The organism is Pseudomonas salmasensis (assembly GCF_014268375.2).
Classification (GTDB): domain Bacteria; phylum Pseudomonadota; class Gammaproteobacteria; order Pseudomonadales; family Pseudomonadaceae; genus Aquipseudomonas; species Aquipseudomonas salmasensis.
The window spans coordinates 1,883,522-1,908,895 of the sequence record NZ_CP077083.1 but is presented as its reverse complement, the minus strand read 5'-3'; the positions used below and the strand labels follow the sequence as shown (position 1 = coordinate 1,908,895).

Annotated in this window: 22 protein-coding genes; 8 read left to right on the top strand and 14 right to left on the bottom strand. The window is 61.0% G+C overall.

Annotated elements, in window-relative coordinates:
- Nucleotides 1–108: 108 nt before the first annotated feature.
- On the bottom strand, nt 109–855 hold the full coding sequence (locus HU731_RS08300) for a 3-oxoacyl-ACP reductase family protein (RefSeq protein ID WP_186606899.1): 747 nt from the start codon (nt 853–855) through the stop codon (nt 109–111).
- Between the two features lie 107 nt (nt 856–962).
- Between HU731_RS08300 and HU731_RS08295 the strand changes: the two genes are divergently transcribed.
- Nucleotides 963–1,886, top strand: coding sequence for a LysR family transcriptional regulator (locus tag HU731_RS08295; RefSeq protein ID WP_186606900.1), 924 nt, complete (start codon nt 963–965; stop codon nt 1,884–1,886).
- Between the two features lie 180 nt (nt 1,887–2,066).
- Here the strand turns inward: HU731_RS08295 and HU731_RS08290 are convergent, their stop codons facing one another.
- From HU731_RS08290 to HU731_RS08280, 3 genes are all read right to left on the bottom strand, one after another.
- Entirely contained in the window at nt 2,067–2,795 is a 729-nt protein-coding gene (locus HU731_RS08290) for an aspartate/glutamate racemase family protein (protein WP_186606901.1), read from the bottom strand.
- Between the two features lie 13 nt (nt 2,796–2,808).
- Nucleotides 2,809–4,338 (bottom strand): NCS1 family nucleobase:cation symporter-1, encoded by a 1,530-nt coding sequence (locus HU731_RS08285; protein WP_186606902.1) that lies wholly within the window; start codon nt 4,336–4,338, stop codon nt 2,809–2,811.
- Nucleotides 4,339–4,826: 488 nt separating this feature from the next.
- Nucleotides 4,827–5,561 carry a phosphoadenylyl-sulfate reductase gene (locus HU731_RS08280; RefSeq protein ID WP_014719506.1) on the bottom strand — a complete coding sequence of 245 codons (735 nt, stop codon included), beginning with the start codon at nt 5,559–5,561 and terminating at the stop codon, nt 4,827–4,829.
- Between the two features lie 151 nt (nt 5,562–5,712).
- On the opposite strand from HU731_RS08280, the gene thrH reads away from it, so the two are divergent.
- Entirely contained in the window at nt 5,713–6,330 is a 618-nt protein-coding gene (gene thrH, locus HU731_RS08275) for a bifunctional phosphoserine phosphatase/homoserine phosphotransferase ThrH (RefSeq protein WP_186606903.1), read from the top strand.
- Between the two features lie 123 nt (nt 6,331–6,453).
- On the opposite strand, the gene HU731_RS08270 is transcribed toward thrH, so the two are convergent.
- The 6 genes from HU731_RS08270 to rloA all read right to left on the bottom strand — a co-directional run bounded on the left by HU731_RS08270 (nt 6,454) and on the right by rloA (nt 11,847).
- Nucleotides 6,454–6,810 (bottom strand): helix-turn-helix domain-containing protein, encoded by a 357-nt coding sequence (locus HU731_RS08270; protein WP_186606904.1) that lies wholly within the window; start codon nt 6,808–6,810, stop codon nt 6,454–6,456.
- The gene (locus HU731_RS08265; protein ID WP_047711577.1) at nt 6,810–7,112 is read right to left on the bottom strand and encodes a type II toxin-antitoxin system HigB family toxin; all 303 of its coding nucleotides are present in this window, start codon (nt 7,110–7,112) and stop codon (nt 6,810–6,812) included. Before HU731_RS08265 ends, HU731_RS08270 begins: the two co-directional genes overlap by 1 nt.
- Nucleotides 7,113–7,340: 228 nt before the next feature.
- Complete coding sequence (gene pabB / locus HU731_RS08260; RefSeq protein ID WP_186606905.1) at nt 7,341–8,684, bottom strand: aminodeoxychorismate synthase component I; 1,344 nt, start codon at nt 8,682–8,684, stop codon at nt 7,341–7,343.
- A 101-nt stretch (nt 8,685–8,785) separates the two neighbouring features.
- A complete protein-coding gene (locus tag HU731_RS08255) occupies nt 8,786–9,772 on the bottom strand; it encodes an alpha-L-glutamate ligase-like protein (RefSeq protein ID WP_003193326.1) in 987 nt (328 codons plus the stop codon).
- Complete coding sequence (gene rloB, locus HU731_RS08250) at nt 9,772–11,304, bottom strand: osmotic stress tolerance membrane protein RloB (RefSeq protein WP_003193324.1); 1,533 nt, start codon at nt 11,302–11,304, stop codon at nt 9,772–9,774. Before rloB ends, HU731_RS08255 begins: the two co-directional genes overlap by 1 nt.
- Nucleotides 11,305–11,322: 18 nt before the next feature.
- The gene (gene rloA / locus HU731_RS08245) at nt 11,323–11,847 is read right to left on the bottom strand and encodes a retropepsin-like aspartic peptidase RloA (protein ID WP_014719501.1); all 525 of its coding nucleotides are present in this window, start codon (nt 11,845–11,847) and stop codon (nt 11,323–11,325) included.
- 270 nt (nt 11,848–12,117) lie between these two features.
- On the opposite strand from rloA, the gene HU731_RS08240 reads away from it, so the two are divergent.
- The 6 genes from HU731_RS08240 to prpD all read left to right on the top strand — a co-directional run bounded on the left by HU731_RS08240 (nt 12,118) and on the right by prpD (nt 20,653).
- The gene (locus HU731_RS08240; RefSeq protein ID WP_003193321.1) at nt 12,118–12,831 is read left to right on the top strand and encodes a GntR family transcriptional regulator; all 714 of its coding nucleotides are present in this window, start codon (nt 12,118–12,120) and stop codon (nt 12,829–12,831) included.
- Nucleotides 12,828–13,721 carry a methylisocitrate lyase gene (gene prpB, locus HU731_RS08235; protein WP_003193320.1) on the top strand — a complete coding sequence of 298 codons (894 nt, stop codon included), beginning with the start codon at nt 12,828–12,830 and terminating at the stop codon, nt 13,719–13,721. Before HU731_RS08240 ends, prpB begins: the two co-directional genes overlap by 4 nt.
- 155 nt (nt 13,722–13,876) lie before the next feature.
- Nucleotides 13,877–15,004, top strand: a complete 1,128-nt coding sequence (gene prpC, locus HU731_RS08230; RefSeq protein ID WP_014719499.1) for a bifunctional 2-methylcitrate synthase/citrate synthase — start codon at nt 13,877–13,879, stop codon at nt 15,002–15,004.
- 170 nt (nt 15,005–15,174) lie between these two features.
- Complete coding sequence (gene acnD / locus HU731_RS08225) at nt 15,175–17,769, top strand: Fe/S-dependent 2-methylisocitrate dehydratase AcnD (RefSeq protein ID WP_186606906.1); 2,595 nt, start codon at nt 15,175–15,177, stop codon at nt 17,767–17,769.
- A gap of 11 nt (nt 17,770–17,780) precedes the next feature.
- Nucleotides 17,781–18,971: a 2-methylaconitate cis-trans isomerase PrpF gene (prpF, locus tag HU731_RS08220; RefSeq protein ID WP_186606907.1), complete on the top strand. Its 1,191-nt coding sequence runs from the start codon at nt 17,781–17,783 to the stop codon at nt 18,969–18,971.
- Between the two features lie 197 nt (nt 18,972–19,168).
- Nucleotides 19,169–20,653 carry a 2-methylcitrate dehydratase gene (prpD, locus tag HU731_RS08215; protein ID WP_186606908.1) on the top strand — a complete coding sequence of 495 codons (1,485 nt, stop codon included), beginning with the start codon at nt 19,169–19,171 and terminating at the stop codon, nt 20,651–20,653.
- 137 nt (nt 20,654–20,790) lie between these two features.
- Here prpD and HU731_RS08210 read toward each other — a convergent pair whose 3' ends face one another.
- From HU731_RS08210 to moeB, 4 genes are read right to left on the bottom strand one after another with little or no spacing between them, the layout of a single operon-like run.
- A complete protein-coding gene (locus HU731_RS08210; RefSeq protein ID WP_186606909.1) occupies nt 20,791–21,537 on the bottom strand; it encodes an alanyl-tRNA editing protein in 747 nt (248 codons plus the stop codon).
- Nucleotides 21,538–21,539: 2 nt separating this feature from the next.
- Nucleotides 21,540–22,532, bottom strand: coding sequence for a serine O-acetyltransferase (locus tag HU731_RS08205; RefSeq protein WP_186606910.1), 993 nt, complete (start codon nt 22,530–22,532; stop codon nt 21,540–21,542).
- A 37-nt stretch (nt 22,533–22,569) separates the two neighbouring features.
- Nucleotides 22,570–23,484 carry a PLP-dependent cysteine synthase family protein gene (locus tag HU731_RS08200; protein ID WP_186606911.1) on the bottom strand — a complete coding sequence of 305 codons (915 nt, stop codon included), beginning with the start codon at nt 23,482–23,484 and terminating at the stop codon, nt 22,570–22,572.
- Nucleotides 23,485–23,500: 16 nt separating this feature from the next.
- Complete coding sequence (gene moeB, locus HU731_RS08195) at nt 23,501–25,363, bottom strand: molybdopterin-synthase adenylyltransferase MoeB (RefSeq protein WP_186606912.1); 1,863 nt, start codon at nt 25,361–25,363, stop codon at nt 23,501–23,503.
- Nucleotides 25,364–25,374 lie beyond the last annotated feature (11 nt).

Here is a 25,374-nt window from a genome sequence, read left to right as displayed (position 1 = left end):
GAGCGGGCTTGCTCGCGAATGCAGGGTGTCAGTCAGTAGATTTATCAACTGACCCACCGCCTTCGCGAGCAAGCCCGCTCCCACAATTGGTTTGCGGTTGTGCAAAAATCAGGCGCTGAAACCACCATCGATGGTCAGGCTGGCGCCCGTGATATAGCCCGCTTCCGGCCCAGCCAGATACGCCACAAAACTGGCAATCTCCTCCACATGCCCATACCGACCTATCGCCATCAACCCGATCAGGCTTTCGGCAAAATCGCTGTTCGCCGGGTTCATGTCGGTGTCCACCGGCCCAGGCTGTACGTTGTTGACGGTGATGCCCCGTGGCCCCAGGTCCCGCGCCAACCCCTTGGTCAACCCCACCAGCGCCGCCTTGCTCATGGCGTAGGGCCCGCCGCCGCCAAAGGGCATGCGTTCGGCGTTGGTGCTGCCGATATTGATCACCCGGCCACCTTCACCCATATGCTTGGCGGCTTCCTGGGTGGCGATAAATACGCTGCGTACGTTGATCGCCAAGGTCTGGTCGAAGTCTTCCAGTTTGAATTCGTCCAGCGGCGCAATGGCTAGCACGCCGGCATTGTTCACCAGGATGTCCAGGCGCCCAAACGCCTCGACCGTGGCGTTGACCGCCGCGCGAATCGCCGCTGCATCGGCGCTGTCGGCTTGTATTGCCAGGGCTTGGCCGCCTTCGCTGATCACCTCGTTCTGCAACGCTTGGGCCTTGGCGGCCGAGCTGACGTAGGTAAAGGCAACCGCTGCGCCCTGGGCGGCGAGGCGCTTGACGATGGCGGCGCCGATGCCGCGAGAACCGCCTTGAATCAAGGCGACTTTGCCGGTGAGGTTGTGTGTGGTCATGTCGATCTCCGAGGTAGTTGATGGAGCGAGTATCGACCTCACCCGCGCAGCTCGGTAGCCCGTGGTTGCTATAGTCTGTGTAAACCAAAAGTTTAGAGTGGGGTTGTATGGAAAGCTTTGGCAGTATCGAATGCTTTGTGCGCAGCGCCGAGGGCGGCAGCTTTGCCGAGGCTGCACGGCACCTGAGCCTCACTCCCGCAGCGGTGGGTAAAAGCGTTGCCAAGTTGGAGGCGCGCCTCGGTGTGCGGCTGTTTCAGCGCAGCACTCGGCGCCTGGCGCTGACCGAAGCCGGCAAGATGTTCCTGGAGGAAGTCAGCGGCAGCCTCACCACCATCCAGAATGCGGTCGCCAACCTGGCCAGTGCCGAAGGGCGGCCGGTGGGTACGCTCAAGGTCAGCATGGGGCCAGTGTTCGGTAACCGGTACGTGGTGCCGTTGCTGAGCGAGTTTATGTGGCGCTTTCCGGATATCAGCCCGGACTGGCACTTCGATAACCGCCAGGTCGACTTGATCGGCCAAGGTTTCGATGCGGCCATCGGCGGCGGGTTCGAGTTGCCCCAAGGCGTGGTGGCGCGCAAGTTGACGCCCGCGCACCGGGTGCTGGTGGCGTCGCCGGATTACCTGGCGCGGCGCCTGCCGGTGCTGGCGCCCGAGGACCTGTCGCACTGCCTCGGCATCTTGATCCGCTCGCCGCAGACTGGCCGGGTGCGTTCGTGGCAACTGACCAACCGTGAGCGCGAGCACAGCCCACTAGTACTGAAACCGGCCATGACCATGAGCGACTCCGAAGCGGCGTGCTGCGCCAGTGCCCAGGGCCTTGGCATCGCGCTGGTGAGCATGCCGATGGCGGTGCCGTTCCTGGACAGCGGGGCGCTGGTGCGGGTGTTACCCAACTGGTATGTGGACGACGGCAATATTTCCATCTACTACGCCGAGCATAAGTTGCTGCCGGGCAAGACGCGGGCGTTTGTGGATTTCATTATTGAGCAGTTTGCCGAGCAGCGATTGAGCCAAGCATTCAGCGCAATCTAGCGGCTTGTGGTGATTAAAATGTGGGAGGGGGCAAGCCCTAATGCCCGCCAGTCGAGGTTTTTTGTAGGAGCGAGCTTGCTCGCGAAAAACTTACAGACGCCGCGTTTATTCAGGAAGCACCCGTTATCGTTGACGTTTTTCGCGAGCAAGCTCGCTCCTACAGAAGGTGATTAGGGACCTTCAGTGCCCGAACCTGCCCGGCCAGCCGATGACCTTCTTTGGCCGCGGCGTGGCGTACGTCCTAACCTTCGACGTCGACAACCCCAACCGCACCAACGACTCGGCCACCATCACCGCCGCCGTCACCCCGTCCACCACCGGTACCCCGGTGCGCTGGCGAATCTGCTCATCCAGCCCCGCCATGCCGCCGCAGCCCAGGCAGATCACCTCGGCCTTGTCATCGCGGATGGCCAGTTCCGCCTGGTGCACGATGGCTTCCATGGCGCCCAGCGGGTCTTCTTCCAGCTCCAGTACCGCCATGCCGCTGGCGCGCACCGAAGCGCAGCGCTGGTAGAGGCCGGCGAGTTTCAGCCGGTCTTCAATCAGCGGCACAGTGCGGTCCAGGGTGGTCACCACCGAGTAGGCGTGTCCCAGGAACATCGCGGTACTGGCCGCCGCTTCGGTGATATCCACCACCGGTACATTGAGCAGTTCCTGCAGGCCTTCACGGCCATGCTCGCCATAGCCGGCCTGGATCACCGCATCAAAGGGCTGGTCGTAGGCCATCACCCGGTCCATCACGGCGATGGCCGCCAGGTAGCTTTCAAAATTGCCTTCCACCGATTCGGCGCCGAAGTACGGGGTGAGCCCGACAATCTCGGTGCCCGGTGAAGCCACGGCCCGTGCTTGCTGGGCGATGGTTTCAGTGATGGATTCGGTGGTGTTGACGTTGACCACGAGGATACGCATGGAAAGTCCTTGTTTAATGACTGACGTTATCGACGGCAATGCTTTCGCCGCTGACATCGGCGTAGTGCGGTTGACGCTTGGCGATCAGCAGGTACAGCAACCCGGCGATGCCTGCGCCAAACAACCAGGAGAACGGCGAGACGCTGGCAAACCCCGGCAACAGCGCCAGCAGGATGGCGATCACCGCCGCCGGAATAAACGCCGCCACCGCACGCATATTCACCCCACGGCTGTAGTAATAAATGCCTTGGGGGTCTTCGCTGTACAGCTGTGGCACATCCACCTGGCTTTTACGGATCAGCCAGTAATCGACCATGATCACCCCGTACAACGGCCCTAGCAGTGCGCCCAGGCCCGAGAGGAAGTACACAATCACCAGTGGGCTGTTGTAGAGGTTCCACGGCAGGATCAGCACGGCAACGAAGGCGCTGATCAACCCGGCGCGGCGGAAGTTCAGGTACTTGGGCGCCAGGTTGCTCAGTACAAAGGCCGGAGCGACGAAGTTGGCCATGATGTTCACCGCCACGGTGACGATCAGGAAGGCCAGGCAGCCGAGCACCAGAAAGAAGGTGTTGGGGATCGCCGCGATGATCTCGGTCGGGCTTTCGATCACCCGGCCATTGAGCTGGAACTGCCCGCCGCACAGCAGCACGGTAATCGCGGCGAACACCAGGATATTCACCGGCAGGCCCCAGAAGTTGCCGACCTGGATGGTCTTGCGGCACGGCGACGAACGTGCGAAGTCGCAGAAGTTGAGTATCAAGGTGCCGTAGATGGCCAGCCATAGCGCGCCGCCGGCAAAGATATTGCGCCACATCTCACCGCCACTCAGGGGCTCGCGAATCGCCCAGGCAATCTGCCCGTTCGCCTGGAAGTACATCCAGCCGGCCAGTGCGGCCACGGTCAGCAGAATCACCGGCCCGGCGAAGCCTTCATAGCGACGTACCATTTCCATGCCGTAGGCGAGGATCACCAACTGCACCAGCCAGATCGCCACAAAGCACGCCCAACCCAGGGTCGACAGGCCGAGAATCGAGTCGTGGTCATAATCGGCAAACCCTGGATGAATGGCCGTCAGCAATACGCGGAAAACCACCGAGGCCAGGTAGGTCTGGATCCCAAACCAGGCAATCGCAATTACCGCCCGAATCAATGCCGGAATTTGCGCCCCGTGAATACCGAAACTGATGCGGCTGATAACCGGAAACGGCACACCGGTCTTCTGCCCCATGTAGCCCGACAAGTTCATGAAGAAGTACACCAGCGCCGCGCCGATCCCCAGGGACAGCAGTATTTGCCAGCCACCCAGGCCCAATGCATATAAGCCGATGGCGAATGAATAGTTGGCGATGTTGTGCACGTCATTGGTCCACAACGCGAAGATGCTATAGCGCCCCCAGCGTCGGCCTTCGACCTTGGTGGGCGCCAGGTCCTTGTTGTGCAGGCGCGGGCTGAGTACCAGCGGGCCGGGGCCTGTGGCTGCAGGATTCAGGGTGGAGGAGGGCAGATCCAGTGCGAGGGTGTTCGAGAGACTTGTACGCATTCCGGCAGGCTCCAGCGCATCTGCAGCAAAGCGGCGGATGGCAAAGTGTATGTAGGTTTTGTATTGATTGTATACAAAGCGTACTTCTGCCTAAGCCATATGCGTGCCAATTCTCGATATATGAAAATCTTGGCTAATTTCGTTTTTATATAGGTTGAGAATAACTTACTGAATTACAAACGTTATAAATTGACCGTTTGAACAGGTATTTTTTTTTTGTTAATTGCAGGGCTATTTATAGACAGCGCCATTGGCGCAGAGAGATGTTACGTTTTGGTGCGTTGTACATTAAGTTGCACACAAAAATGGCACCTATAGTTACATAGGTTGTGTACAAGATTTACCCGGCCACAAATTCCGCTGTAGGTAGGAGCGAGCTTGCTCGCGAAAAACTTAACGACGCCGCGTTTATTCAGGAAGCACGCGTTATCGTTGACGTTTTTCGCGAGCAAGCTCGCTCCTACAGGTTTTTTGACCGCGTCAGAGGCTCAAGCCTTGCTGATGATATTCCCCGCATGCAGCCCGCACTCCTTCTGCGTGGCTTCTTCCCACCACCAGCGGCCTTCACGTTCATGCTGGCGTGGCAATACCGGCCGGGTGCACGGCTCGCAGCCGATGCTGATAAACCCGCGCTCATGCAGGCTGTTGTACGGCAGCTCCAGCATGCGGATGTAGCCCCAGACCTCTTCGCTGGTCATCTGCGCCAGCGGGTTGAACTTGTACAGGGTGCGTTCCGGAGTGGAAAACGCCGTGTCGATTTCCAGCGCCGCCACCTGGCTGCGAGTGCCGGGGCTCTGGTCGCGGCGCTGGCCGGTGGCCCAGGCGCTCACACCTGCAAGTTTGCGGCGCAGCGGTTCGATCTTGCGGATGCCGCAGCATTCGCCATGGCCGTCCTTATAGAAGCTGAACAGGCCTTTCTCTTTGACGAAGGGCTCCAGCTTGCTCGGGTCCGGCGAGATCAGTTCGATGTCGATCTTGTAGAACTCACGCACCTGCTCGATAAACCGGTAGGTCTCCGGGTGCAGGCGGCCGGTGTCGAGGCTGAACACCTTGACGTTCTTGTTCAGCTTCCAGGCCATGTCTACCAGCACCACATCCTCGGCACCGCTGAAGGAAATCCACAGGTCATCGCCGAACTGGCTGAACGCCAGCTTGAGAATGTCCTGGGCAGACTTGTTGGCATAAGTCGTGGCGAGTTCAACGACGTCGAAGGCTTGGTTCATCAGGACGGTTCCTACAGGTCAGTGGCGCTGAGCGCTCTCTAGGAGGGCGATGGTATCAAAAACTGTCCCGCGTTGCGGCGGCGGGCATGAGTCGCTAGAGTTTGGCAGTCCTTTTGCTCGCTCAACTAACAACATCTAATAGGAGTGTCGTGTGGAAATTGCCTGCCTTGACCTGGAAGGGGTACTGGTTCCGGAAATCTGGATCGCCTTTGCCGAGAAAACCGGCATTGAGTCCCTGCGGGCTACCACCCGTGACATTCCCGACTACGACGTACTGATGCAGCAGCGCCTGCGCATCCTCGACGAACATGGGCTCAAGCTGGCCGATATCCAGGCCGTGATCGCCACGCTCAAGCCGCTGGACGGCGCCATCGAGTTCGTCAACTGGCTGCGCGAGCGCTTCCAGGTGGTGATCCTGTCCGACACCTTCTACGAGTTCTCCCAACCATTGATGCGCCAGTTAGGTTTCCCGACGTTGCTGTGCCACCGCTTGATCACCGATGACAACGACCGGGTGGTCAGCTACCAACTGCGCCAGAAAGACCCGAAACGCCAATCGGTGCTGGCATTCAAGACCCTCTACTACCGCGTGATCGCTGCCGGTGACTCCTACAACGACACCAGCATGCTGGGTGAAGCTGACCGCGGGATTCTGTTCCATGCGCCGGACAATGTGATTCGCGAATTCCCGCAGTTCCCGGCGGTGCATACGTTTGAAGAGTTGAAGAAAGAGTTTATCAAGGCGTCGAATCGGCAGTTGAGCCTGTAAGTGTTTCTGCGAGGCTGATTGCCCCATCGCAGGCAAGCTCCCACCTTCGACCACGTAACGTCAAACGACGCGGTCAACTGTGGGAGCCGGGCTTGCCCGCGATGGCGTCGGCTCCGTCACCGCCTAACCCTCGGCCAGCAAGCGCTCATAAGGAATACTCAAGCCTTCATGCAGGCGTTTGATCATCGCCAGGCTCAGCTTGCGCTTGTGATTCAGTACTTCCGACACACGCCCGCTGGTGCCGATAAAGGGCTCCAGGTCGCGTGGGGTCATGCCCAGTTGTTCCATTCGAAATCGGATGGCTTCCACTGGGTCTGAAGGTGGCATTGGGTAATGCTCCGCTTCGTACTTCTCGATGAGGATTGCGAGAATCTCCAGCTCGTCACCCTCTGGCGAGCCGGCTTGTGCGTTCCAAAGCTGCTCCACGCGAGCAAGTGCCGCGGTCAAATCCTCATCGGAACGAATAGGTTTGATGTTCATCACACGGTCTCCGCGTTGATTTGATCGTATTGCGCGTGGGTCCCTACGAAACGTATGAACCCAAGCTGCCGCGCGTAATCGATCGCCATGATCACTCGATACTTGTTGCCGCCGACGTTGAGCACGACCCTGCCGCCTTTAAGAATGCTCGCTGTTCTGAGCTGGGCCTTGAGTGCTTGCGGCGTTGGATAATTGGCCTTTTCCATGTGCCGATACAACTCGACCAGCGGTGTTCTGGCGTCGCTATAAGCTGAATGGCTTTCCCAGAATATTCGTAGGGTAGATAGAGCGATTATCCGCATCGCTTCAACCTCCCGTTTCGGGAGATCATAGGTGCGATTGCGTGGATAGGCAATCTCGGAAATATTTCCAGACGAGGAGGTAATCGCTTCATGTGATCCTTCACAGGGTGGCGGGTGGGAGGTCGATCCGGACGCTATCTGCAAGCGTCTATCCCGTCCACAGCGGTTCTGATTCAGGCTTTTTCTATCGCATGGCGTTCTACTCGAACGCTAGGCAGGGGCTGTGCCCTACAGATTTTCCAATGTCTGTAACAACACCCGCACCTTCGTGAGAGACTCCTGATACTCCGCCTGCCACTCTGAATCCGCCACAATCCCACCGCCACCCCAGCAACACACTTGCCCGTCCTTGACCAGCAAGCTGCGAATCGCGATGGAGCTGTCCATCTCGCCGCGCACGTCCAGGTACATCAGCGAGCCGCAATAGAGCCCGCGGCGGGTGGGTTCAAGCTCGTCGATGATCTGCATCGCACGAATCTTCGGCGCGCCGGTGATGGAGCCGCCAGGGAAGCTGCCGGCGATCAGGTCGAGGGCGTCTTTGTCGTCGGCCAATATGCCGGTGACACTGCTCACCAGGTGGTGCACGTTGGGGTAGCTTTCCAGGCTGAACAGCTCCGGCACTTTCACTGAGCCGATACGGCAACTGCGGCCCAGATCGTTGCGCAGCAGGTCAACGATCATCAGGTTTTCTGCGCGGTCCTTGGGGCTGGCGAGCAACTCAGCGGCGTTGGCGGCATCCTCTTCGGGTGTTAAACCGCGAGGGCGGGTGCCCTTGATCGGGCGGGTTTCCACTTGACGCTCGCTGATGCGCACAAAGCGTTCCGGCGACAGGCTCAGCACCGCGCCGTCATCGGGCAAACTCTGGAACCCGGAAAACGGCGTCGGGCAGGCTTCGCGCAGCGCGCAGTAGGCTGCCCATGGATCGCCGATGCACGGCGCACGAAAGCGTTGGGCAAAGTTGACCTGGTAGCAGTCGCCGGCCTGGATGTAATCCTGGATGCGAATGATGGCCTGGTGATAAGCCTCGGCGCTGAGGTCCGGGATCATGGGGCCGTGAAGCTTGAAGGTCGTCGGCGCATCGCTTTGTGCCTGACTGAACACGTTGATCAAGCGTTGCCGCTCGCTGTCGGCCAGCGCAGGGTGAAAGACCAACTGGCTGGTTTGCACCTGGTGATCGCTGACCAGCGCCCAGGCATAGAGCCCGAAACGCGCATCGGGCAGATGCAAATCGTCCACGGCCAGGTGTGAAACCTGCTCCAGGTGCCGACCAAAGTCATAGCTCAGGTAACCGATCAAACCACCGGCAAACGGTAATTCATAGCCGTCAGGCAATGTCGCTTGGCCCAACTGCGTCAGGTTCTTGCGCAAGCGTTGCAGGAAATCACCGCCACTTTCGTCCGCCCCTACCGTCAGGGTCGCTTCGGGCCAGGCACTGAGCAGGTCATACCGGCCGCGAACAGCCATCGGGCGGCCGCTGTCGAGCAGCACCGCACCAGGGGCGTGGCGAATGACCGCAAAGAACTCGGCGGGATTGGCCCGGTAGGGCAACGGGTATACGGAACAGGTCGACATGCGGGGGTGGATCAGCCAGTGGCGCGGGGGAGGGGGATTGTAGTCCCCTGTAGGATTTGCTCCTAGAGGGGATGTCGGGGATAGACAGTTCGAAGACCGGATCAGCCTTCCACGGGCGGTATATGGCCGAACATTTCCTGCACAAACTTCACACGCTCTTCCGGCGTTTCTGTCACGCCGGCCGCCTTGAGTTCTTCCAGTCGTGCCTCCACCGCATGGGTGCGCAGAGTCAGGCCGCAATCGTTGGCAATCTGGATGTTCAGCCCAGGCCGAGCGTTCAGCTCAAGGATCAGCGGGCCTTTTTCCTGGTCCAGCACCATGTCCACGCCGATATAGCCCAGCCCGCACAGCTCATAGCAGCCGGCGGCGAGCTTCATGAAACCGTCCCAGTTGGGCAGTTGCACGCCATCGACGGCGTTGGTGGTGTCGGGGTGCTTGGTGATGATGTTGTTCAGCCAGGTGCCGCGCAGGGTCAGGCCGGTGGCCAGGTCTACGCCCACGCCAATCGCGCCCTGGTGCAGGTTGGCCTTGCCGCCGGATTGGCGGGTGGGCAAGCGCAGCATCGCCATCACCGGGTAGCCCATCAGCACGATGATGCGGATGTCCGGCACGCCTTCATAGCTGATGCTCTTGAAGATCTGGTCGGGCACCACGCGGTACTCGATCAACGCGCGGTCGCGGTGGCCGCCGAGGGAATACAGGCCGGTGAGGATGCTGGAAATCTGGTGCTCGATCTCCTCATGGCTGATGATTTTGCCGGACACCGTGCGGTAGCGCCCCTCGAACCGGTCGGCCACCACCAGGATGCCGTCACCGCCGGCACCCTGGGCGGGCTTGATCACGAAGTCGCTGCGCCCACCGATAATCTCGTCGAGCTTGTCGATTTCCTTTTCGGTGGAGATCACCCCGTACATTTCCGGCACGTGGATGCCGGCCGCCAGGGCCCGTTCCTTGGTGATGATCTTGTCATCCACGATGGGGTACAGGCTGCGCTTGTTGTACTTGAGCACGTAGTCGGCATTACGCCGGTTGATGCCCATGATCCCCCGCGCTTCCAGGGCCTTCCAGGTCTTCCAGAAGCCGAACATCAAGAATCAGCCTTCAAGAACGCCTTGAAACGCACCAGCTCGGTGAGGCGATAGCCGCGATAGCGACCCATGGCCAGCATGAAGCCCACCAGAATCAACAGGATCGCCGGGAAGGTGAACACGAAGTAGACCAGCTCCGGCACGCTCATGATCAGGTGCGCCAGGGACGCGGCGAACAGCGTGCCAATCGCCACTTTCAGCGCATGGTTGGCACCACGTTCTTCCCAGGTGATCGACAGGCGTTCGATGGTCATGGTCAGGATCACCATCGGGAACAGCGCCACCGACAAGCCCCGCTCCAGCCCCAGCTTGTGGCTGAACAGGCTGATGGCGGCAATCAGCACCACCACGAAGGTCAGCACCACCGACAGCCTCGGCAGCATTTGCAGTTTCAAGTGTTCCAGGTACGACCTGAGCGACAGGCCCAGCGCCGTGATAATCGTGAACAGCACAATCCCGAAGCCCAACTGGGTCTCGCGGAACGCCAGGGCGATCAGCACCGGGGTGAAGGTGCCCAGGGTCTGCAGGCCGATCAGGTTGCGCAGGATCAAGATCACCAGCACGCCAATCGGGATCATCACCATGATCATGAAGGTCTGCTGGGTTTGCAGCGGCAGGCCGTACAGCGAGTATTCGAGGAAGTTGGCGTCGGTGTTTTCGTCCGTCAGCTTGGCCAGGCGGATGGCGTTCATCTCGCTGTTGTTGAGGCTGAAGGTCACCATGGCTTTCTTGCCGCCATCGACGGTGATCAGGTTTTCATCGCCGGTCCACCACAGCAGGCGGTCAGCGGGCAGGCCCTGTTCGCCGGTCTCCGGGTTGAAGTACAGCCAGTCGTTGCCGTTGAAGCTGCGCAGCCACAGTTCCGGGGTTTGCGGCTGGTCGGCCACCAGGCGGATGGTGTGGACTTTCTCTACCGGCACATGGGCGATGGACAGCAGCAGTTCGACGATCTTGGCCTTGTGCGGCGTCGAGGGGTCGCCGGCCAGCAGCAACTTCACATTGTCGTCGTTGAGGTTGTTGGTGCGCTTGATGGCTTCACTGATGAAGGTCTCGACGTCGGCCGAGTGCTGGCGGATCGGCGCCAGCAGGGCTTCGGCGGCGATCTTCTCGGGGCCTTCCACGGCGATGCTGTCGCGGAAGGTCGGGCCTTTGATCTTGACCTTCTCGCCGCTGTAGCGCTTGGTCAGCACCAGGCGGTAATAGAGGGTCTGGTTGCCCTTGGCCCGGCGCGCCGACCAGGTGACCTTGCGGTTGCCGTCGATGCGGTTGACGCTCACCCCGTAGTTGTTCGAGATAAAGCTTTCATTGAGGCTGACGAAGTCGCGGCTCAGGGGCGGCACGAACATCTGGATCTTGACCGGGTCTTTCGGGTTGGCGACGAACTCGACCTTGGCGTCGATGTTCCACAAGTCGTCGGTGGCATCTTCGGTGACGGGAATTCCCAGCACGAAGATCTGATAAGCGGTGACCGAAATGCCCAGCACCACCAGCAAGGTGATCAGGATTTTCAGGTGCAGGGTCAGAGAGCGCATTCGGTTTACTCGGCGGTATTAAGCGTCGGCGGCGCAGGCGGGTTTGCCTGCTGCATATTTAAGACTGGGGTCGACCAGCGCATCAAAGCGTTTCAAGGCTTCGGAGCCAATCAGCAGCGGGTATTGGAATGCGCTGCGGTCAGTCAAGTTCACTTCGATGCTGCGTAAAGCACTGCCCATGCAGATATCCAGCGCAATCACTGGGCGGGCGGTGTAGTTCTTGTCCTCATCGGGGTCGTAGTCGCCGGCGCGGCGCTTGATCTTGCTGACACGCGCCAGGGGCAGTTCGATGGGGTGGGAATGGGCGGTGTCGATGGCCAGGTAGAAGCGTACCCAGGATTCGCCATTGCGCTTGAAGCGCTTGATATCGCGGGCACTCAACGAGGCGGTCTTGGCGCCGGTGTCGAGTTTGGCCGCCACTTCCAGGTCGATACCTGCAAGCTTGGCGTATTCATTCAGGCCGTACACGGTCTTCTCGGCGCCAGCGCCAAGGCTCGGTATGCACAGCAGGCACATCACTAGTAGGTAAGGCTTGAGTCTCATAAATCCTGAGGCAGGGCAGTGCACTGTTCATTTCAAGGCGACTGGCATTGCTGCGCAATCTCGGGTGCGCCTTTTCATCATCTGATGTCAGGCAAAAGCGGCGGGCATTCTAACATGATGCTTTTTTGGCGCCAGCGCTGGCAGGCGGCCATGCCTTGGCAAGCGAATGAGGGGGTTATTAGACGATTGTCGACAATATGCATTTATTCTTTGACTATGCAGGGCTAATTGACTAGTTTTTGCGGCATTGCTTTTAAAGGTGTCGACAATATGTTGGAGCAACTGGAAAAGCCAGCCGTGGCACCAGACGATTCCCAGACGATGTCGGAGAACGTCTTCCGGCGTATCCAGGCCGCCATCGTCAAAGGCGAAATCGCCCCCGGCAGCAAGATTTCCGAGCCCGAGCTGGCGCGCACCTACGGCATCAGCCGCGGCCCATTGCGCGAAGCGATCCATCGCCTGGAAGGCCAGCGCCTGCTGGTGCGGGTACCTCATGTCGGCGCACGCGTGGTGTCTTTGAGTCACGCCGAGTTGGTTGAACTGTATGAAATTCGCGAGTCGCTGGAAGGCATGGCCTGTCGCCTGGCCGCCGAGCGCATGACCGACGCAGAGATCGAAGAGCTGCGCCAGGTGTTGCACACCCACGAACGGGACGCGGCGTTCCAGGCCGGTGTCGGCTATTACCAGCAAGAAGGCGACTTCGATTTTCACTACCGCATCATTCAAGGCGCCGGTAACCGCACCCTCACCCAAATGCTCTGCGGCGAGCTGTATCAACTGGTGCGCATGTACCGCATCCAGTTCTCCGCCACCCCCAATCGTCCACGCCAGGCCTTTGCCGAGCATCACCGCATTCTGGACGCGATTGCCGATCGCGACGGTGAACTGGCCGAACTGTTGATGCGCCGGCATATCGGCGCCTCCAAACGCAACATTGCCCGTCACTTCCCGGACGGTGCGCCTTCATCACGAGGTGAGTCATGAGTTCCAACAACAACAGCACTCCCGGCCAACGTTTCCGTGACGCCGTCGCCAGCGAACAGCCCTTGCAAGTGGTGGGCGCCATCAACGCCAACCATGCGCTCTTGGCCAAGCGTGCTGGTTTCAAGGCGATTTATCTGTCAGGTGGCGGTGTAGCCGCCGGCTCCCTTGGCGTGCCGGACCTGGGCATCACCGGCCTGGATGATGTGCTCACCGACGTGCGCCGCATTACCGATGTGTGCGACCTGCCGCTGCTGGTGGACGTGGACACCGGTTTCGGCTCCTCGGCGTTCAACGTGGCGCGTACCGTCAAGTCGATGATCAAGTTCGGCGCCGCCGCCATCCATATCGAAGACCAGGTCGGTGCCAAGCGCTGCGGTCATCGCCCGAACAAAGAAATCGTGTCCCAGCAGGAGATGGTCGACCGCATCAAGGCCGCCGTGGATGCGCGCACCGATGACAGCTTCGTGATCATGGCGCGCACCGACGCCCTGGCGGTCGAGGGCCTGGAGTCTGCCCTGGAACGTGCCGCCGCGTGCATCGAGGCCGGTGCCGACATGGTGTTCCCGGAAGCCATCACTGAACTGGAGATGTACAAGCTGTTCGCCTCCCGCGTGAAGGCGCCGATCCTGGCGAACATCACCGAGTTCGGCGCCACACCGCTGTACACCACCGAACAGTTGAAATCTGCGGATGTTTCCATTGTGCTGTACCCGCTCTCGGCTTTCCGTGCCATGAACAAGGCCGCCGAGAATGTCTACACCGCGATTCGTCGCGACGGTACCCAGCAGAACGTGATCGACACCATGCAAACGCGCATGGAGCTTTACGATCGCATCGACTACCACACCTTCGAGCAGAAGCTCGACGCGCTGTTCGCCGCGAAAAAGTAATTGCACTGTAGGAGCGAGCTTGCTCGCGAAGATCGCCAACGATAACGCGGGAAACCTGGAGAAACGCGGTGCCCTTGCGTTTTTCGCGAGCAAGCTCGCTCCTACAGGGTGTGAGCTGGACGGCTCCCTGATAACTACAAAATTGGAGAACGAACATGGCTGAAGCAAAAGTATTGAGTGGTGCTGGCCTGCGTGGCCAGGTCGCCGGGCAGACTGCACTGTCCACCGTGGGCCAGGCCGGCGCTGGCCTGACCTACCGTGGCTACGACGTACGCGAACTGGCCGCTGACGCCCAGTTTGAAGAAGTCGCCTACCTGCTGCTGTACGGCGAACTGCCAACCCAGGCAGAACTGGCCGCCTACAGCAACAAGCTGAGCAAACTGCGTGACCTGCCCCAGGCCCTGAAAGAAGTGCTCGAACGCATCCCCGCCGACGCCCACCCGATGGACGTGATGCGCACCGGTTGCTCGTTCCTGGGCAATATCGAGCCGGAGAAAGATTTCAGCGTGCAGCGCGATGTCACCGACCGCCTGCTCGCCGCGTTCCCGGCGATCATGTGTTACTGGTACCGCTTCAGCCACGACGGCCAGCGCATCGACTGCGTGACCGACGAGCCGAGCATCGGCGGCCACTTCCTGCACCTGCTGCATGGCAAGAAGCCGAGCGAGCTGCACGTCAAGGTGATGAACGTGTCGCTGATCCTCTACGCCGAACACGAATTCAACGCTTCGACCTTCACCGCACGGGTGTGTGCATCGACCCTGTCCGACCTGTATTCCTGCGTCACCGCCGCCATCGGCTCCCTGCGCGGCCCGCTGCACGGCGGTGCTAACGAAGCAGCGATGGAAATGATCGAGCGTTTCTCCTCTGCCCAGGAAGCGGTTGAAGGCACCCTTGGCATGTTGGCGCGCAAAGACAAGATCATGGGCTTTGGCCACGCGATCTATAAAGACAGCGATCCGCGCAACGAGGTGATCAAAGGCTGGTCGAAAAAACTCGCTGACGAAGTGGGCGACACCGTGTTGTTCCCGGTCTCCGAAGCCATCGACAAGACCATGTGGGAACAGAAAAAGCTGTTTCCCAACGCTGACTTCTACCATGCCTCGGCGTACCACTTCATGGGCATCCCGACCAAGCTGTTTACGCCGATCTTCGTGTGCTCGCGCCTGACCGGCTGGGCCGCGCATGTGTTCGAGCAGCGCGCCAACAACCGCATCATCCGTCCAAGCGCCGAGTACACCGGCGTTGAGCAGCGCAAGTTCGTGCCAATCGAACGTCGCTGAATTGCAGGTGTAACCCTGCTCTCTGTAGGAGCGAGCTTGCTCGCGAAAAACGTCAACGCACCGCGATCATTCAGCATGCCAGCGTTATCGTTGACGACCTTCGCGAGCAAGCTCGCTCCTACAGAAGGCGGGCTTCGCGCAGTAACCTATTCCGTGACCGAGTCCTGACGATGAACACTGAATTTCGCAAACCGCTCCCCGGCAGCCGCCTGGATTTCTTCGACGCCCGTGCGGCTGTCGAGGCAATCACCCCCGGCGCCTACGCCACGTTGCCCTACACCTCGCGCGTGCTCGCCGAGAACCTGGTGCGCCGTTGCGACCCGGCCACCCTCGACGCGTCCCTGAGCCAACTGATCGAGCGCAAGCGCGACCTCGACTTCCCGTGGTTCCCGGCCCGCGTGGTGTGCCATGACATCCTCGGCCAGACCGCCCTGGTCGACCTCGCCGGCTTGCGTGATGCCATCGCCCAGCAAGGCGGCGACCCGGCGCAGGTCAACCCGGTGGTGCCCACCCAACTGATCGTCGACCATTCCCTGGCCGTCGAGGCCGGTGGCTTTGACCCACAAGCCTTCGAAATAAACCGTGCCATTGAAGACCGTCGCAACGAAGACCGTTTCCACTTTATCGAGTGGACCAAAAAGGCCTTCAAGAACGTCGATGTGATCCCGCCGGGCAACGGCATCATGCACCAGATCAACCTGGAGAAAATGTCTCCGGTGATTCAGGTGCGTGACGGCGTGGCCTTCCCGGATACCTGTGTCGGCACCGACAGCCACACGCCTCACGTAGATGCCCTGGGCGTGATCGCCATCGGCGTCGGTGGCCTGGAAGCCGAGAGCGTGATGCTCGGCCGCGCGTCGTGGATGCGCCTGCCAGAAAGCGTTGGTGTGGAATTGACCGGCAAGCTGCAACCGGGTATCACCGCCACCGATATGGTGCTGGCGCTCACCGAATTCCTGCGTCAGCAGAAAGTTGTTGGCGCCTGGCTGGAGTTCTTCGGCGAAGGGGCTTCGGCACTCACCTTGGGTGACCGTGCGACCATCTCCAACATGGCCCCGGAGTACGGCGCCACCGCCGCGATGTTCTACATCGACGCGCAAACCATCGCTTACCTCAAACTCACCGGTCGCGAAGACGAACAGGTCGCCCTGGTCGAGCAATACGCACGTCACACCGGGCTGTGGGCCGACGACTTGAAAGGCGCGCAGTACGAGCGCAGCCTGAGCTTCGACCTCTCCAGCGTCGTGCGCAACATGGCCGGCCCGAGCAACCCCCATGCCCGCCTGGCCACCCGCGACCTGGCGTCAAAAGGCATTGCCGGCCAATGGGATGACGTGCCAGGGCAAATGCCCGACGGCGCGGTGATCATCGCCGCCATCACCAGTTGCACCAACACCAGCAACCCGCGCAACGTGATCGCTGCCGGCCTGCTGGCGCGCAACGCCAACAAGCTGGGGCTGACCCGCAAGCCGTGGGTCAAGTCGTCTTTGGCGCCGGGCTCGAAAACCGTGGCCATGTACCTGGAAGAAGCGGGACTTGGCCATGAGCTGGAAAAACTCGGTTTTGGCGTGGTGGCGTTTGCCTGCACCACCTGTAACGGCATGTCCGGCGCGCTCGACCCGGTGATCCAGCAAGAGATCATCGACCGCGACCTGTACGCCACCGCAGTGTTGTCAGGTAACCGCAACTTTGACGGGCGCATTCACCCCTACGCCAAGCAAGCCTTCCTGGCGTCGCCGCCGCTGGTGGTGGCCTATGCGATTGCCGGCACCATCCGTTTCGACATCGAGAAGGACGTGCTCGGCCTGGACGCCGACGGCAAGCAAATCCGCCTGCAAGACATCTGGCCGAGCGATGAAGAGATCGACGCGGTGGTCAAGGCTTCGGTGAAACCCGAGCAATTTCGTGCGGTGTATATCCCGATGTTCGCCATCCACGAAGACACCGGCCCCAAGGTCACGCCGCTGTACGACTGGCGCCCACAAAGCACCTATATCCGCCGCCCGCCGTACTGGGAAGGCGCGCTGGCCGGTGCACGGCCGCTCAAGGGCATGCGCCCGCTGGCGGTGCTGCCGGACAACATCACCACCGACCACTTGTCGCCTTCCAACGCGATCATGCTCGACAGCGCCGCCGGTGAATACCTGGCGAAAATGGGCTTGCCCGAGGTCGACTTCAACTCCTACGCCACCCACAGGGGCGACCATTTGACGGCGCAGCGCGCCACCTTCGCCAACCCGAAACTGTTCAACGAAATGGTGCAGGAAAACGGCAAGGTCAAGCAGGGCTCTCTTGCGCGTATCGAGCCGGAAGGCAAGGTCACGCGGATGTGGGAAGCGATTGAAACCTACATGGAACGCAAACAGCCGCTGATCATTATCGCCGGCGCTGACTATGGCCAAGGTTCGTCCCGCGACTGGGCGGCCAAGGGCGTACGCCTGGCCGGTGTGGAAGCGATTGCCGCTGAAGGCTTCGAGCGCATCCACCGCACCAACCTGGTGGGCATGGGCGTGTTGCCCCTGGAGTTTCTGCCAGGCACCGACCGCCACACCCTCAAAATCGACGGCAGTGAAACCTATGACGTGGTCGGCGAGCGCACCCCGCGTGCGCAACTGACCCTGGTGATCAACCGCAAGAATGGCGAACGTGTCGAGGTGCCGGTGACGTGCCGCCTGGATACCGCCGAAGAAGTGTCGATCTACGAGGCCGGTGGCGTGTTGCAACGTTTCGCCCAGGACTTCCTGGAATCAAAGGCGACCGCCTGAAGAGGGTAACCATGGCACACGTAGCGCAAATCAGAATCCCCGCCACCTACATGCGTGGCGGCACCAGCAAGGGCGTGTTCTTCAGCCTACAGGACCTGCCCACAGCGGCGCAGGTGCCAGGCCCTGCACGCGACGCCTTGTTGCTGCGGGTGATTGGCAGCCCCGACCCCTATGACAAGCAGATCGACGGCATGGGTGGCGCCACCTCGAGCACCAGCAAGACCGTGATCCTGGCCAAAAGCAGCCGCGCCGATCACGACGTGGACTACCTGTTCGGCCAGGTCTCCATCGACAAGCCATTTGTCGATTGGAGCGGCAACTGCGGCAACCTGTCGGCAGCGGTGGGTTCGTTCGCCATCAGTGCTGGCCTGGTCGATACGGCCCGTGTGCCCCACAACGGCGTGGCCGTGGTGCGGGTATGGCAGGCCAACATCGGCAAGACCATCATTGCCCACGTGCCGATCACTGACGGCGCGGTGCAGGAAACCGGCGACTTTGAGCTGGACGGCGTGACCTTCCCGGCCGCCGAAGTGCAGCTGGAATTCATGGACCCGGCGGCGGAAGAAGAGGGCGGTGGGGGTTCGATGTTCCCCACCGGCAACCTCGTCGACGACCTGGAGGTACCCGGCGTCGGTACCTTCAAGGCCACGCTGATCAACGCCGGTATCCCGACGATTTTCATCAATGCCCAAGACCTGGGCTACACCGGTACCGAGCTGCAAGGCGCGATCAACAGCGACCCCAAGGCCCTGGCGATGTTCGAGACCGTGCGCGCGTATGGCGCGCTGCGCATGGGCCTGATCAAACACCTGGACGAAGCTGCCCAGCGCCAACACACGCCCAAGGTGGCATTCGTGGCCAAGCCTGCCGATTACGTGGCGTCCAGTGGCAAGGCGATCAAGGCCGGCGATGTGGATCTGCTGGTGCGCGCCTTGTCCATGGGCAAACTGCACCACGCGATGATGGGCACCGCGGCGGTGGCGATTGGCACCGCCGCGGCGATTTCCGGCACCTTGGTCAACCTGGCGGCGGGCGGCGTGGAGCGCAATGCCGTGCGTTTCGGGCACCCGTCGGGCACCTTGCGCGTGGGCGCCGAGGCCAGCCAGATGGACGGTGAATGGGTGGTGAAGAAAGCCATCATGAGCCGCAGTGCGCGGGTGTTGATGGAAGGCTACGTGCGCATCCCCGGCGACGCCTTCTAAAGGTTACACAGCGTCCCTGTGGGAGCGGGCTTGCCCGCGATGACGGAGTATCAGTCGACACTTTTATCAACTGAAAAATCGTAATCGCGGGCAAGCCCGCTCCCACAAGGGATCTTTATTCCAAGGCAGGCAACCAGACCCGCCCTGATGATCAACCGTGAGCTTGAGGAATAAACCCACCTTTTAGGAGAACTGCCATGAGCGCCAACGTCGACCACAACAACCGCCCCGACTACGACCCGGTGTTGCAGGACATCGCCGACTACGTCCTCAACTACCGCATCGACTCCCAGGATGCCCTGGATACCGCCCGCAACTGCCTGATGGACACCCTCGGCTGTGGCCTGCTGGCCCTGCGCTTCCCCGAGTGCACCAAGCACCTGGGGCCGATGGTGGAGGGCACCGTAGTGCCGTTCGGCGCACGGGTGCCGGGCACTTCGTATCGCCTGGACCCGGTCAAGGCCGCTTGGGATATTGGTTGCATCGTGCGCTGGCTCGACTACAACGACACCTGGCTTGCCGCTGAATGGGGCCACCCTTCGGACAACCTTGGCGGCATCCTCGCCGTGGCCGATCACCTGTCGCAAAAGCGCCTGGCCAATGGCGACGCGCCGCTGACCGTACGTGCGGTGCTGGAAGCGATGATCATGGCTCACGAAATCCAAGGGGTGATTGCCCTGGAAAACTCCTTCAACCGCGTAGGCCTCGACCATGTGTTGCTGGTGAAAGTCGCCTCCACGGCGGTCACCGCCAAGCTGATGGGCGCCAACCGTGAGCAACTGCTATCGGCGTTGTCCCACGCTTTTGTCGATGGCCAGGCGCTGCGTACCTATCGCCATGCGCCGAATGCCGGTTCGCGCAAATCCTGGGCGGCGGGCGATGCATCGAGCCGCGGCGTACGCCTGGCAGACATCGCCTTGCGTGGCGAAATGGGCATCCCCGGCGTGCTGAGTGCGCGGCAATGGGGCTTCTACGACGTGCTGTTCAGCCACACCAACAAGGACCTGGCGCTCAAGCCCGAGGACAAGCGCGCCTTCAGCCTGCCCCAACCCTACGGCACCTACGTGATGGAAAACGTGTTGTTCAAGATCAGCTTCCCGGCCGAGTTTCACGCGCAAACCGCCTGTGAGGCGGCAGTCGCCCTGCACCCGTTGGTCAAGCATCGCCTGCATGAAATCGAGCGCATCGTGATCACCACCCACGAGTCGGCGATTCGCATTATTTCCAAGGTCGGCCCATTGGCCAACGCCGCTGATCGCGACCACTGTCTGCAGTACATGACCGCCGTGCCCTTGGCGTTCGGCAACCTGGTGGCCGAGCAGTATGAAGACGATTTCCACGCGGCCTACCCGATCATCGATGAGCTGCGCGACAAGATGGTCATCGTCGAAGACCCGCGCTACAGCCGCGAATATCTGGAAGCCGACAAGCGCTCGATTGCCAACGCGGTGCAGGTGTTTTTCACGGACGGCACCTGCACCGAGCAGGTAGCGGTGGAGTACCCGATTGGCCACCGCCGCCGTCGGGTGGACGGTATTCCACTGCTGGAAGACAAGTTCAAGGCCAACCTGGCCACGCGGTTTACAGCGCAACGCAGCGCTGAGATTTTTGCGTTGTGCAAGGATCAGGCGCGGCTTGAGGCTACCGCGGTCAACCGTTTCATGGACCTGTTCACGATCTGAAAAACAACACGGTCACTGTGGGACCTGGCTTGCCCTAACACCTGTAGGAGCGAGCTTGCTCGCGAAAAACCCATAGGCGCCGCGGTTACTCAGAAAACACGCGTTATCGTTGACGTTTTTCGCGAGCAAGCTCGCTCCTACAGAGGCAATGACGCAGGTTCAAACCGCAGTATCACCCTGCGGTTGTGCTTGCTCTTCTTCTCGATCTTCTCGCAGAACACCCGGCCGATTTCCTCGGTATTGAGCACGTGGGTACCGCCGCAGGGCTGGATATCGATGCCGGGGATTTCAATCACCCGTACCGACCCCGAGACCACCGGCGGCGCAACCGCCTGGGTGCGGGTGATCTGCAGCAGGGTCGCGTACTCGGTGGCGGGCATCGACAGGGTCTTGACCGCATGGGCCTGCTCGATCAGGGCGTTGAGGTCGTGGGTGAGGCGGTCCTTGTCCAGGGTCATTTCCGGCAGGTCGAAATCCAGGCGGCCTTTATCCGCGCTGATGCTGCAACCGGTCACGGGCGCGTCGATCAGCGAACACAGCAAGTGCAGGCAGGTGTGCATCTTCATGTGCTGGTAGCGCCGTTCCCAATCCAGCCCGGCGTCGACCTGGACGCCAGCGGCCAACTGTTCGGGGCACTGGTCCACCTGGTGCCAGATGATCGAGCGCAATACCGGGTCGCGCACCGTGCCGGTCACTTGCACCCGTGTGCCATCGGCCAGGGTGAGGTGGCCGGTATCGCCCGGTTGCCCGCCGCCGGTGGGGTAGAACAGGGTGTGCTCCAGGGCGATACCCTGTTCGCTGACGGCAATCACCCGGGCGCTGAATGCGTTCTGGTAGGGCGCGCTGTCGAACAGCGCCAGGGTTTCCATGGTATGCACGGACATGTTCAACCTCCGACGATCAATGGGGTGGCTTGCAAGAGATGGCGCACCAGTGCGCTCAAGCCAGGGGGAGAGAGCAGGGTGATTTCAAATTCCGGCCCGCATACCTTCAGGTTCAGCGGCAGGCGTGGCAGTTGTTCGTCGTTGTCGAGGCGACGCAGACGAAACTGCAGGTGGTGGCGCTCTTTCACCGTGGGTTCGAGCATCAGCCCTTGCAGCGGATGAAAGTCGGCGTCCAGCACGGTGACCTTGTGGCCGGCACTCACTTCGCCCACCACGTGCAAGCGCTCATCCAGGGCAAAGGCGCCGAGGTAGTTGCTGTGGTCCGATTCATCGTTTTTTTGCAGTTGGATCTGGTTGACCACCTTGACCTTGGTGCCTGCCGGCACGTCCTGGGTAATCACGCAGGAGGGGCTGATAAACACGTTATCGCCGATCGACACGTAGCCCAGCACCCGCGCGCCGGCGCCGATTTCGACGTTGTTGCCCAGGCGTGGGTGGCGTTTGCCGTCTGGGTTGTTGGCGATACCGCGCGCGCCCAGGGTCACGCCGCAGAGGATGTAGCAGTCGTTGCCGATCACGCAGGTTTCGCCGATGACGGTGCCGTAGCCATGGTCCAGCACAAAGCGCCGGCCAATGCGCGCTGCCGGGTGAATCTCGGCGCCGGAGAGGATCTTGCCCTGGTTGCTGAGCTTGAGGGCCATGCGCGAAAAATCGCCGGTGTCAGCGGTCTGGAAATGCCACACCAGGTGCGCAAGGCGGTAGAACAGCACGGCCTTGAACGAGGCGTAGGATTCCAGGATCAACTCACCGCGCCCACGGGAAGCCGGGTCGCGATAGGCATAGGCGATCAGGTCCTCGGCCACTGCCTGGGCGGCGTTCTGGATCAACGGCGCCAGGTGCGGTTCCAGCTGCTTCATCTGCCCGGGCGTCAGGGTGGTGATGAGGTGGGTCAGCAACTCATCGTGCAGCTGTTGCATGTCGATAAAGCCCCCCATGGAGACACCCCCGCATGTTGAATGGTTAAAAGCCCGGTTACTCGAAACTGGGCAGGTAGCTGTCGGCATTGTCGTAGACCATGGTCAACACCACCGTTTCAGGCGGCAGTTCGGGGGCAAGTTGGGCGATGGCGACCATGTTGGCGGCCGAAGACAGCCCCAGGCTGATGGCATCGGTGCGCATGATGCGTTTGATCATCTCCAGGCAATCGGCGTGCGACACCTTGAGCATGCCGTCGATCACATCCAGGTTGAGGATGCTGGGGATCAGGCCAATCGACAGGCCCTGGATCGCGTGCGCGGCGTGCTGGTCTTTCAGCAAATCGCATTCCTCCGGCTCTACGCCCATCACTCGCAGCGCCGGCCAGGTGGCCTTGAGGGTTTCGCCGATACCGGTGATATGCCCCCCGGTGCCTATGCCGCTGACGAAGTAGTCCACCCGCTGTTCACCGAAGGCGCGGAGGATTTCCGGGGCAGTGGTGTCACGGTGGGTTTGGGGGTTGGCGCCATTGCGTTGCTGGTTGAGCATCACGTAGTTGGGGTTCTCCAACTGCAGCTCCATGCACTTTTCACCGTGGGAGTTATTGCCCAGGCGACTGTCGGACAGCACGACCCTGGCGCCGTACAGGCGCAGCAGCTTCTGTTTTTCCGGGCTGTAGTTGTCGGGTATCACCAGCACCACTTTGTAGCCCAGCACATTGCCGGCCATCACCAGGCCAATGCCGGTGTTGCCGCCACTGGGTTCGATGATGGTCTGCCCGGAATCACGGATCAGCACACCGCGGCGCTCGGCATCCAGGATCATGCCCAGGGCGATGCGCGCCTTGTGGCTGCCGCCGGGGTTGAGGGACTCCAGCTTGGCGTAGACCTCGATGCCGAGGTCTTCGGAAAACTGGGCCAGACGCACGATCGGCGTTTGGCCGATGACGTCGAGGATGGAGTTATGCAGCATCAGCAAGCCCCCACCTTCAGTACAACGGCATGTCAGGTTCGACGTCGCGAACCCAATGTTTCATGCCACCCTGCAAGACTTTGGTGTTGGCAAAGCCGGCTGCCAACAGGGTGCTGGCGGCTTGCTCGGCACGGGTGCCTGCGTAGCAGATCAGGTAGTGGGTGTTGTCGCGGCTCAGGCTGGCGAGCTGCCCATCCAGTTCGGCCAGCGGGATATGCACCACGCCGGGTAATTTGCACACTTCCAGTTCGCTGGCGTCACGTACGTCCAGCAATACATCGGCGCTGCTGGGGTGTTCGAGCACTTGCTTGAGCACCTGGGGCTTGATGTAGCGCTCCGCGGCCAGGGAAGGCTGGCTCGGTACCGCATCGGCGCAGGTGGCCGGCGCGACGGTTTCGCTATGGCGCAAGTCCGAGCAGCAGGGGCAGTCGGCGCGGCGCTTGAAGCGGATCTCGCTGAACTTCATCGCCAGCGCGTCGAAGCGCATCAAGCGGCCGGACAAGGGTTCGCCAATGCCAATCAGCAATTTGATCGCCTCGGTGGCCTGGATCATGCCCACCACGCCCGGCAACACGCCGATCACACCGCCCGCGCTGCAATTGGGCGCCAGCTCAGCGGGCGGGGCCTTGGGGAACAGGCAGCGATAGCACGGCCCGCCTTTATAGTTGAGCACGCTGATCTGCCCGTCGAAACGGTAGATGGCGCCGTACACCAAGGGTTTGCCCAGCTGTACACAGGCGTCGTTGACCAGATAGCGGGTGTCGAAATTGTCGGTGCCGTCAATCACCAGGTCATACGCGCCCACCAGTTCCAGGGCGTTGTCAGTGTCGAGCGCGGTGTTGTGCGCATTGATCTGGATATAGGGGTTGAGGTCCAGCAGGCGCTGCTTGGCGGACTCGACCTTGGGCATGCCCAGCGTACTGTTGCCATGCACAATCTGGCGTTGCAGGTTGCTGCTTTCCACCACGTCAAAATCCACCAGGCCCAGGGTGCCGATGCCGGCCGCCGCCAGGTACAGGCTGATGGGCGAGCCCAGCCCGCCAGTACCGATGACCAGCACCTTGGCTTTCTTCAGGTTCAATTGGCCCTCGCGGCCGACGCCCGGCAGGGTGATGTGGCGCACGTAGCGCTGCACTTCTTCGTTGCTCAGGGTGTCGATGTCCATGCCGCCTGAGGTGGCGAGCAATACTTCGATCCGGGCTTTTGCTGGCAGGGGTTCATCGGGCTCGATCAACGCCTCCTCAGCGGTAAACAGAAAGTGTTCCTTGAGCTGCTCGTTCTTTTCATGGAACAGGTGCTGACGCAATTGGGGGTGACGGGTGCAGAGATTTTCAATGACTTCGCGCAATGTCGATCCGGCGCCCTCAAGGGTCGATTCCGGCAGCTTGGCCACGCGAACCAGAATGTCGGGGAAAGAGACAGCGTTCATGGACAACTCCGTGTGCAGGTCGTTGAAAGGTTGAAGGGAGAAATGCTTGCCATCCCAGGCAAACAGCTTGGAGCCCAGGGCCTGGCCCTGACGAACATCCACCACCAGGTAGCTGACGGGGAAGATCGGCTCGCCCAGGAACAGCGCCTTGTCCTGGTCTTCGTCACTGAAATAGGCGCCCACATCCGGGTGTGAGTGGTAGATCACCACCACCGGGTTGTCGCTGCGAAACGCCTTGTTCATCAGCAGGGTATCGGCCACCGAAAAGGTGTAGCCGTTGGCCGCGCTGCGTGGGTACATCTGGGGGTTCTTGCGGTGCAGCTCATTCTGGATATTGCTGCCCAGGTACACGCTGCCGTCGGCGAAGACAAAACCACAGCACTCCTCGGGGTAGCTGCGGCTGGCGTGGGCGTAGATCTGTTCCAGGGCGGTGGGGCGGAGGACGTCCATGTTTCTCTCGC

Bases quoted from the DNA above. Each gene is read 5' to 3' on its own strand.
- HU731_RS08300 (WP_186606899.1), bottom strand. From the start codon at position 855: ATGACCACACACAACCTCACCGGCAAAGTCGCCTTGATTCAAGGCGGT.
- HU731_RS08295 (WP_186606900.1), top strand. From the start codon at position 963: ATGGAAAGCTTTGGCAGTATCGAATGCTTTGTGCGCAGCGCCGAGGGC.
- HU731_RS08290 (WP_186606901.1), bottom strand. From the start codon at position 2,795: ATGCGTATCCTCGTGGTCAACGTCAACACCACCGAATCCATCACTGAA.
- HU731_RS08285 (WP_186606902.1), bottom strand. From the start codon at position 4,338: ATGCGTACAAGTCTCTCGAACACCCTCGCACTGGATCTGCCCTCCTCC.
- HU731_RS08280 (WP_014719506.1), bottom strand. From the start codon at position 5,561: ATGAACCAAGCCTTCGACGTCGTTGAACTCGCCACGACTTATGCCAAC.
- HU731_RS08270 (WP_186606904.1), bottom strand. From the start codon at position 6,810: ATGAACATCAAACCTATTCGTTCCGATGAGGATTTGACCGCGGCACTT.
- HU731_RS08265 (WP_047711577.1), bottom strand. From the start codon at position 7,112: ATGCGGATAATCGCTCTATCTACCCTACGAATATTCTGGGAAAGCCAT.
- pabB (WP_186606905.1), bottom strand. From the start codon at position 8,684: ATGTCGACCTGTTCCGTATACCCGTTGCCCTACCGGGCCAATCCCGCC.
- HU731_RS08255 (WP_003193326.1), bottom strand. From the start codon at position 9,772: ATGTTCGGCTTCTGGAAGACCTGGAAGGCCCTGGAAGCGCGGGGGATC.
- rloB (WP_003193324.1), bottom strand. From the start codon at position 11,304: ATGCGCTCTCTGACCCTGCACCTGAAAATCCTGATCACCTTGCTGGTG.
- rloA (WP_014719501.1), bottom strand. From the start codon at position 11,847: ATGAGACTCAAGCCTTACCTACTAGTGATGTGCCTGCTGTGCATACCG.
- HU731_RS08240 (WP_003193321.1), top strand. From the start codon at position 12,118: ATGTTGGAGCAACTGGAAAAGCCAGCCGTGGCACCAGACGATTCCCAG.
- prpB (WP_003193320.1), top strand. From the start codon at position 12,828: ATGAGTTCCAACAACAACAGCACTCCCGGCCAACGTTTCCGTGACGCC.
- prpC (WP_014719499.1), top strand. From the start codon at position 13,877: ATGGCTGAAGCAAAAGTATTGAGTGGTGCTGGCCTGCGTGGCCAGGTC.
- acnD (WP_186606906.1), top strand. From the start codon at position 15,175: ATGAACACTGAATTTCGCAAACCGCTCCCCGGCAGCCGCCTGGATTTC.
- prpF (WP_186606907.1), top strand. From the start codon at position 17,781: ATGGCACACGTAGCGCAAATCAGAATCCCCGCCACCTACATGCGTGGC.
- prpD (WP_186606908.1), top strand. From the start codon at position 19,169: ATGAGCGCCAACGTCGACCACAACAACCGCCCCGACTACGACCCGGTG.
- HU731_RS08210 (WP_186606909.1), bottom strand. From the start codon at position 21,537: ATGTCCGTGCATACCATGGAAACCCTGGCGCTGTTCGACAGCGCGCCC.
- HU731_RS08205 (WP_186606910.1), bottom strand. From the start codon at position 22,532: ATGGGGGGCTTTATCGACATGCAACAGCTGCACGATGAGTTGCTGACC.
- HU731_RS08200 (WP_186606911.1), bottom strand. From the start codon at position 23,484: ATGCTGCATAACTCCATCCTCGACGTCATCGGCCAAACGCCGATCGTG.
- moeB (WP_186606912.1), bottom strand. From the start codon at position 25,363: ATGGACGTCCTCCGCCCCACCGCCCTGGAACAGATCTACGCCCACGCC.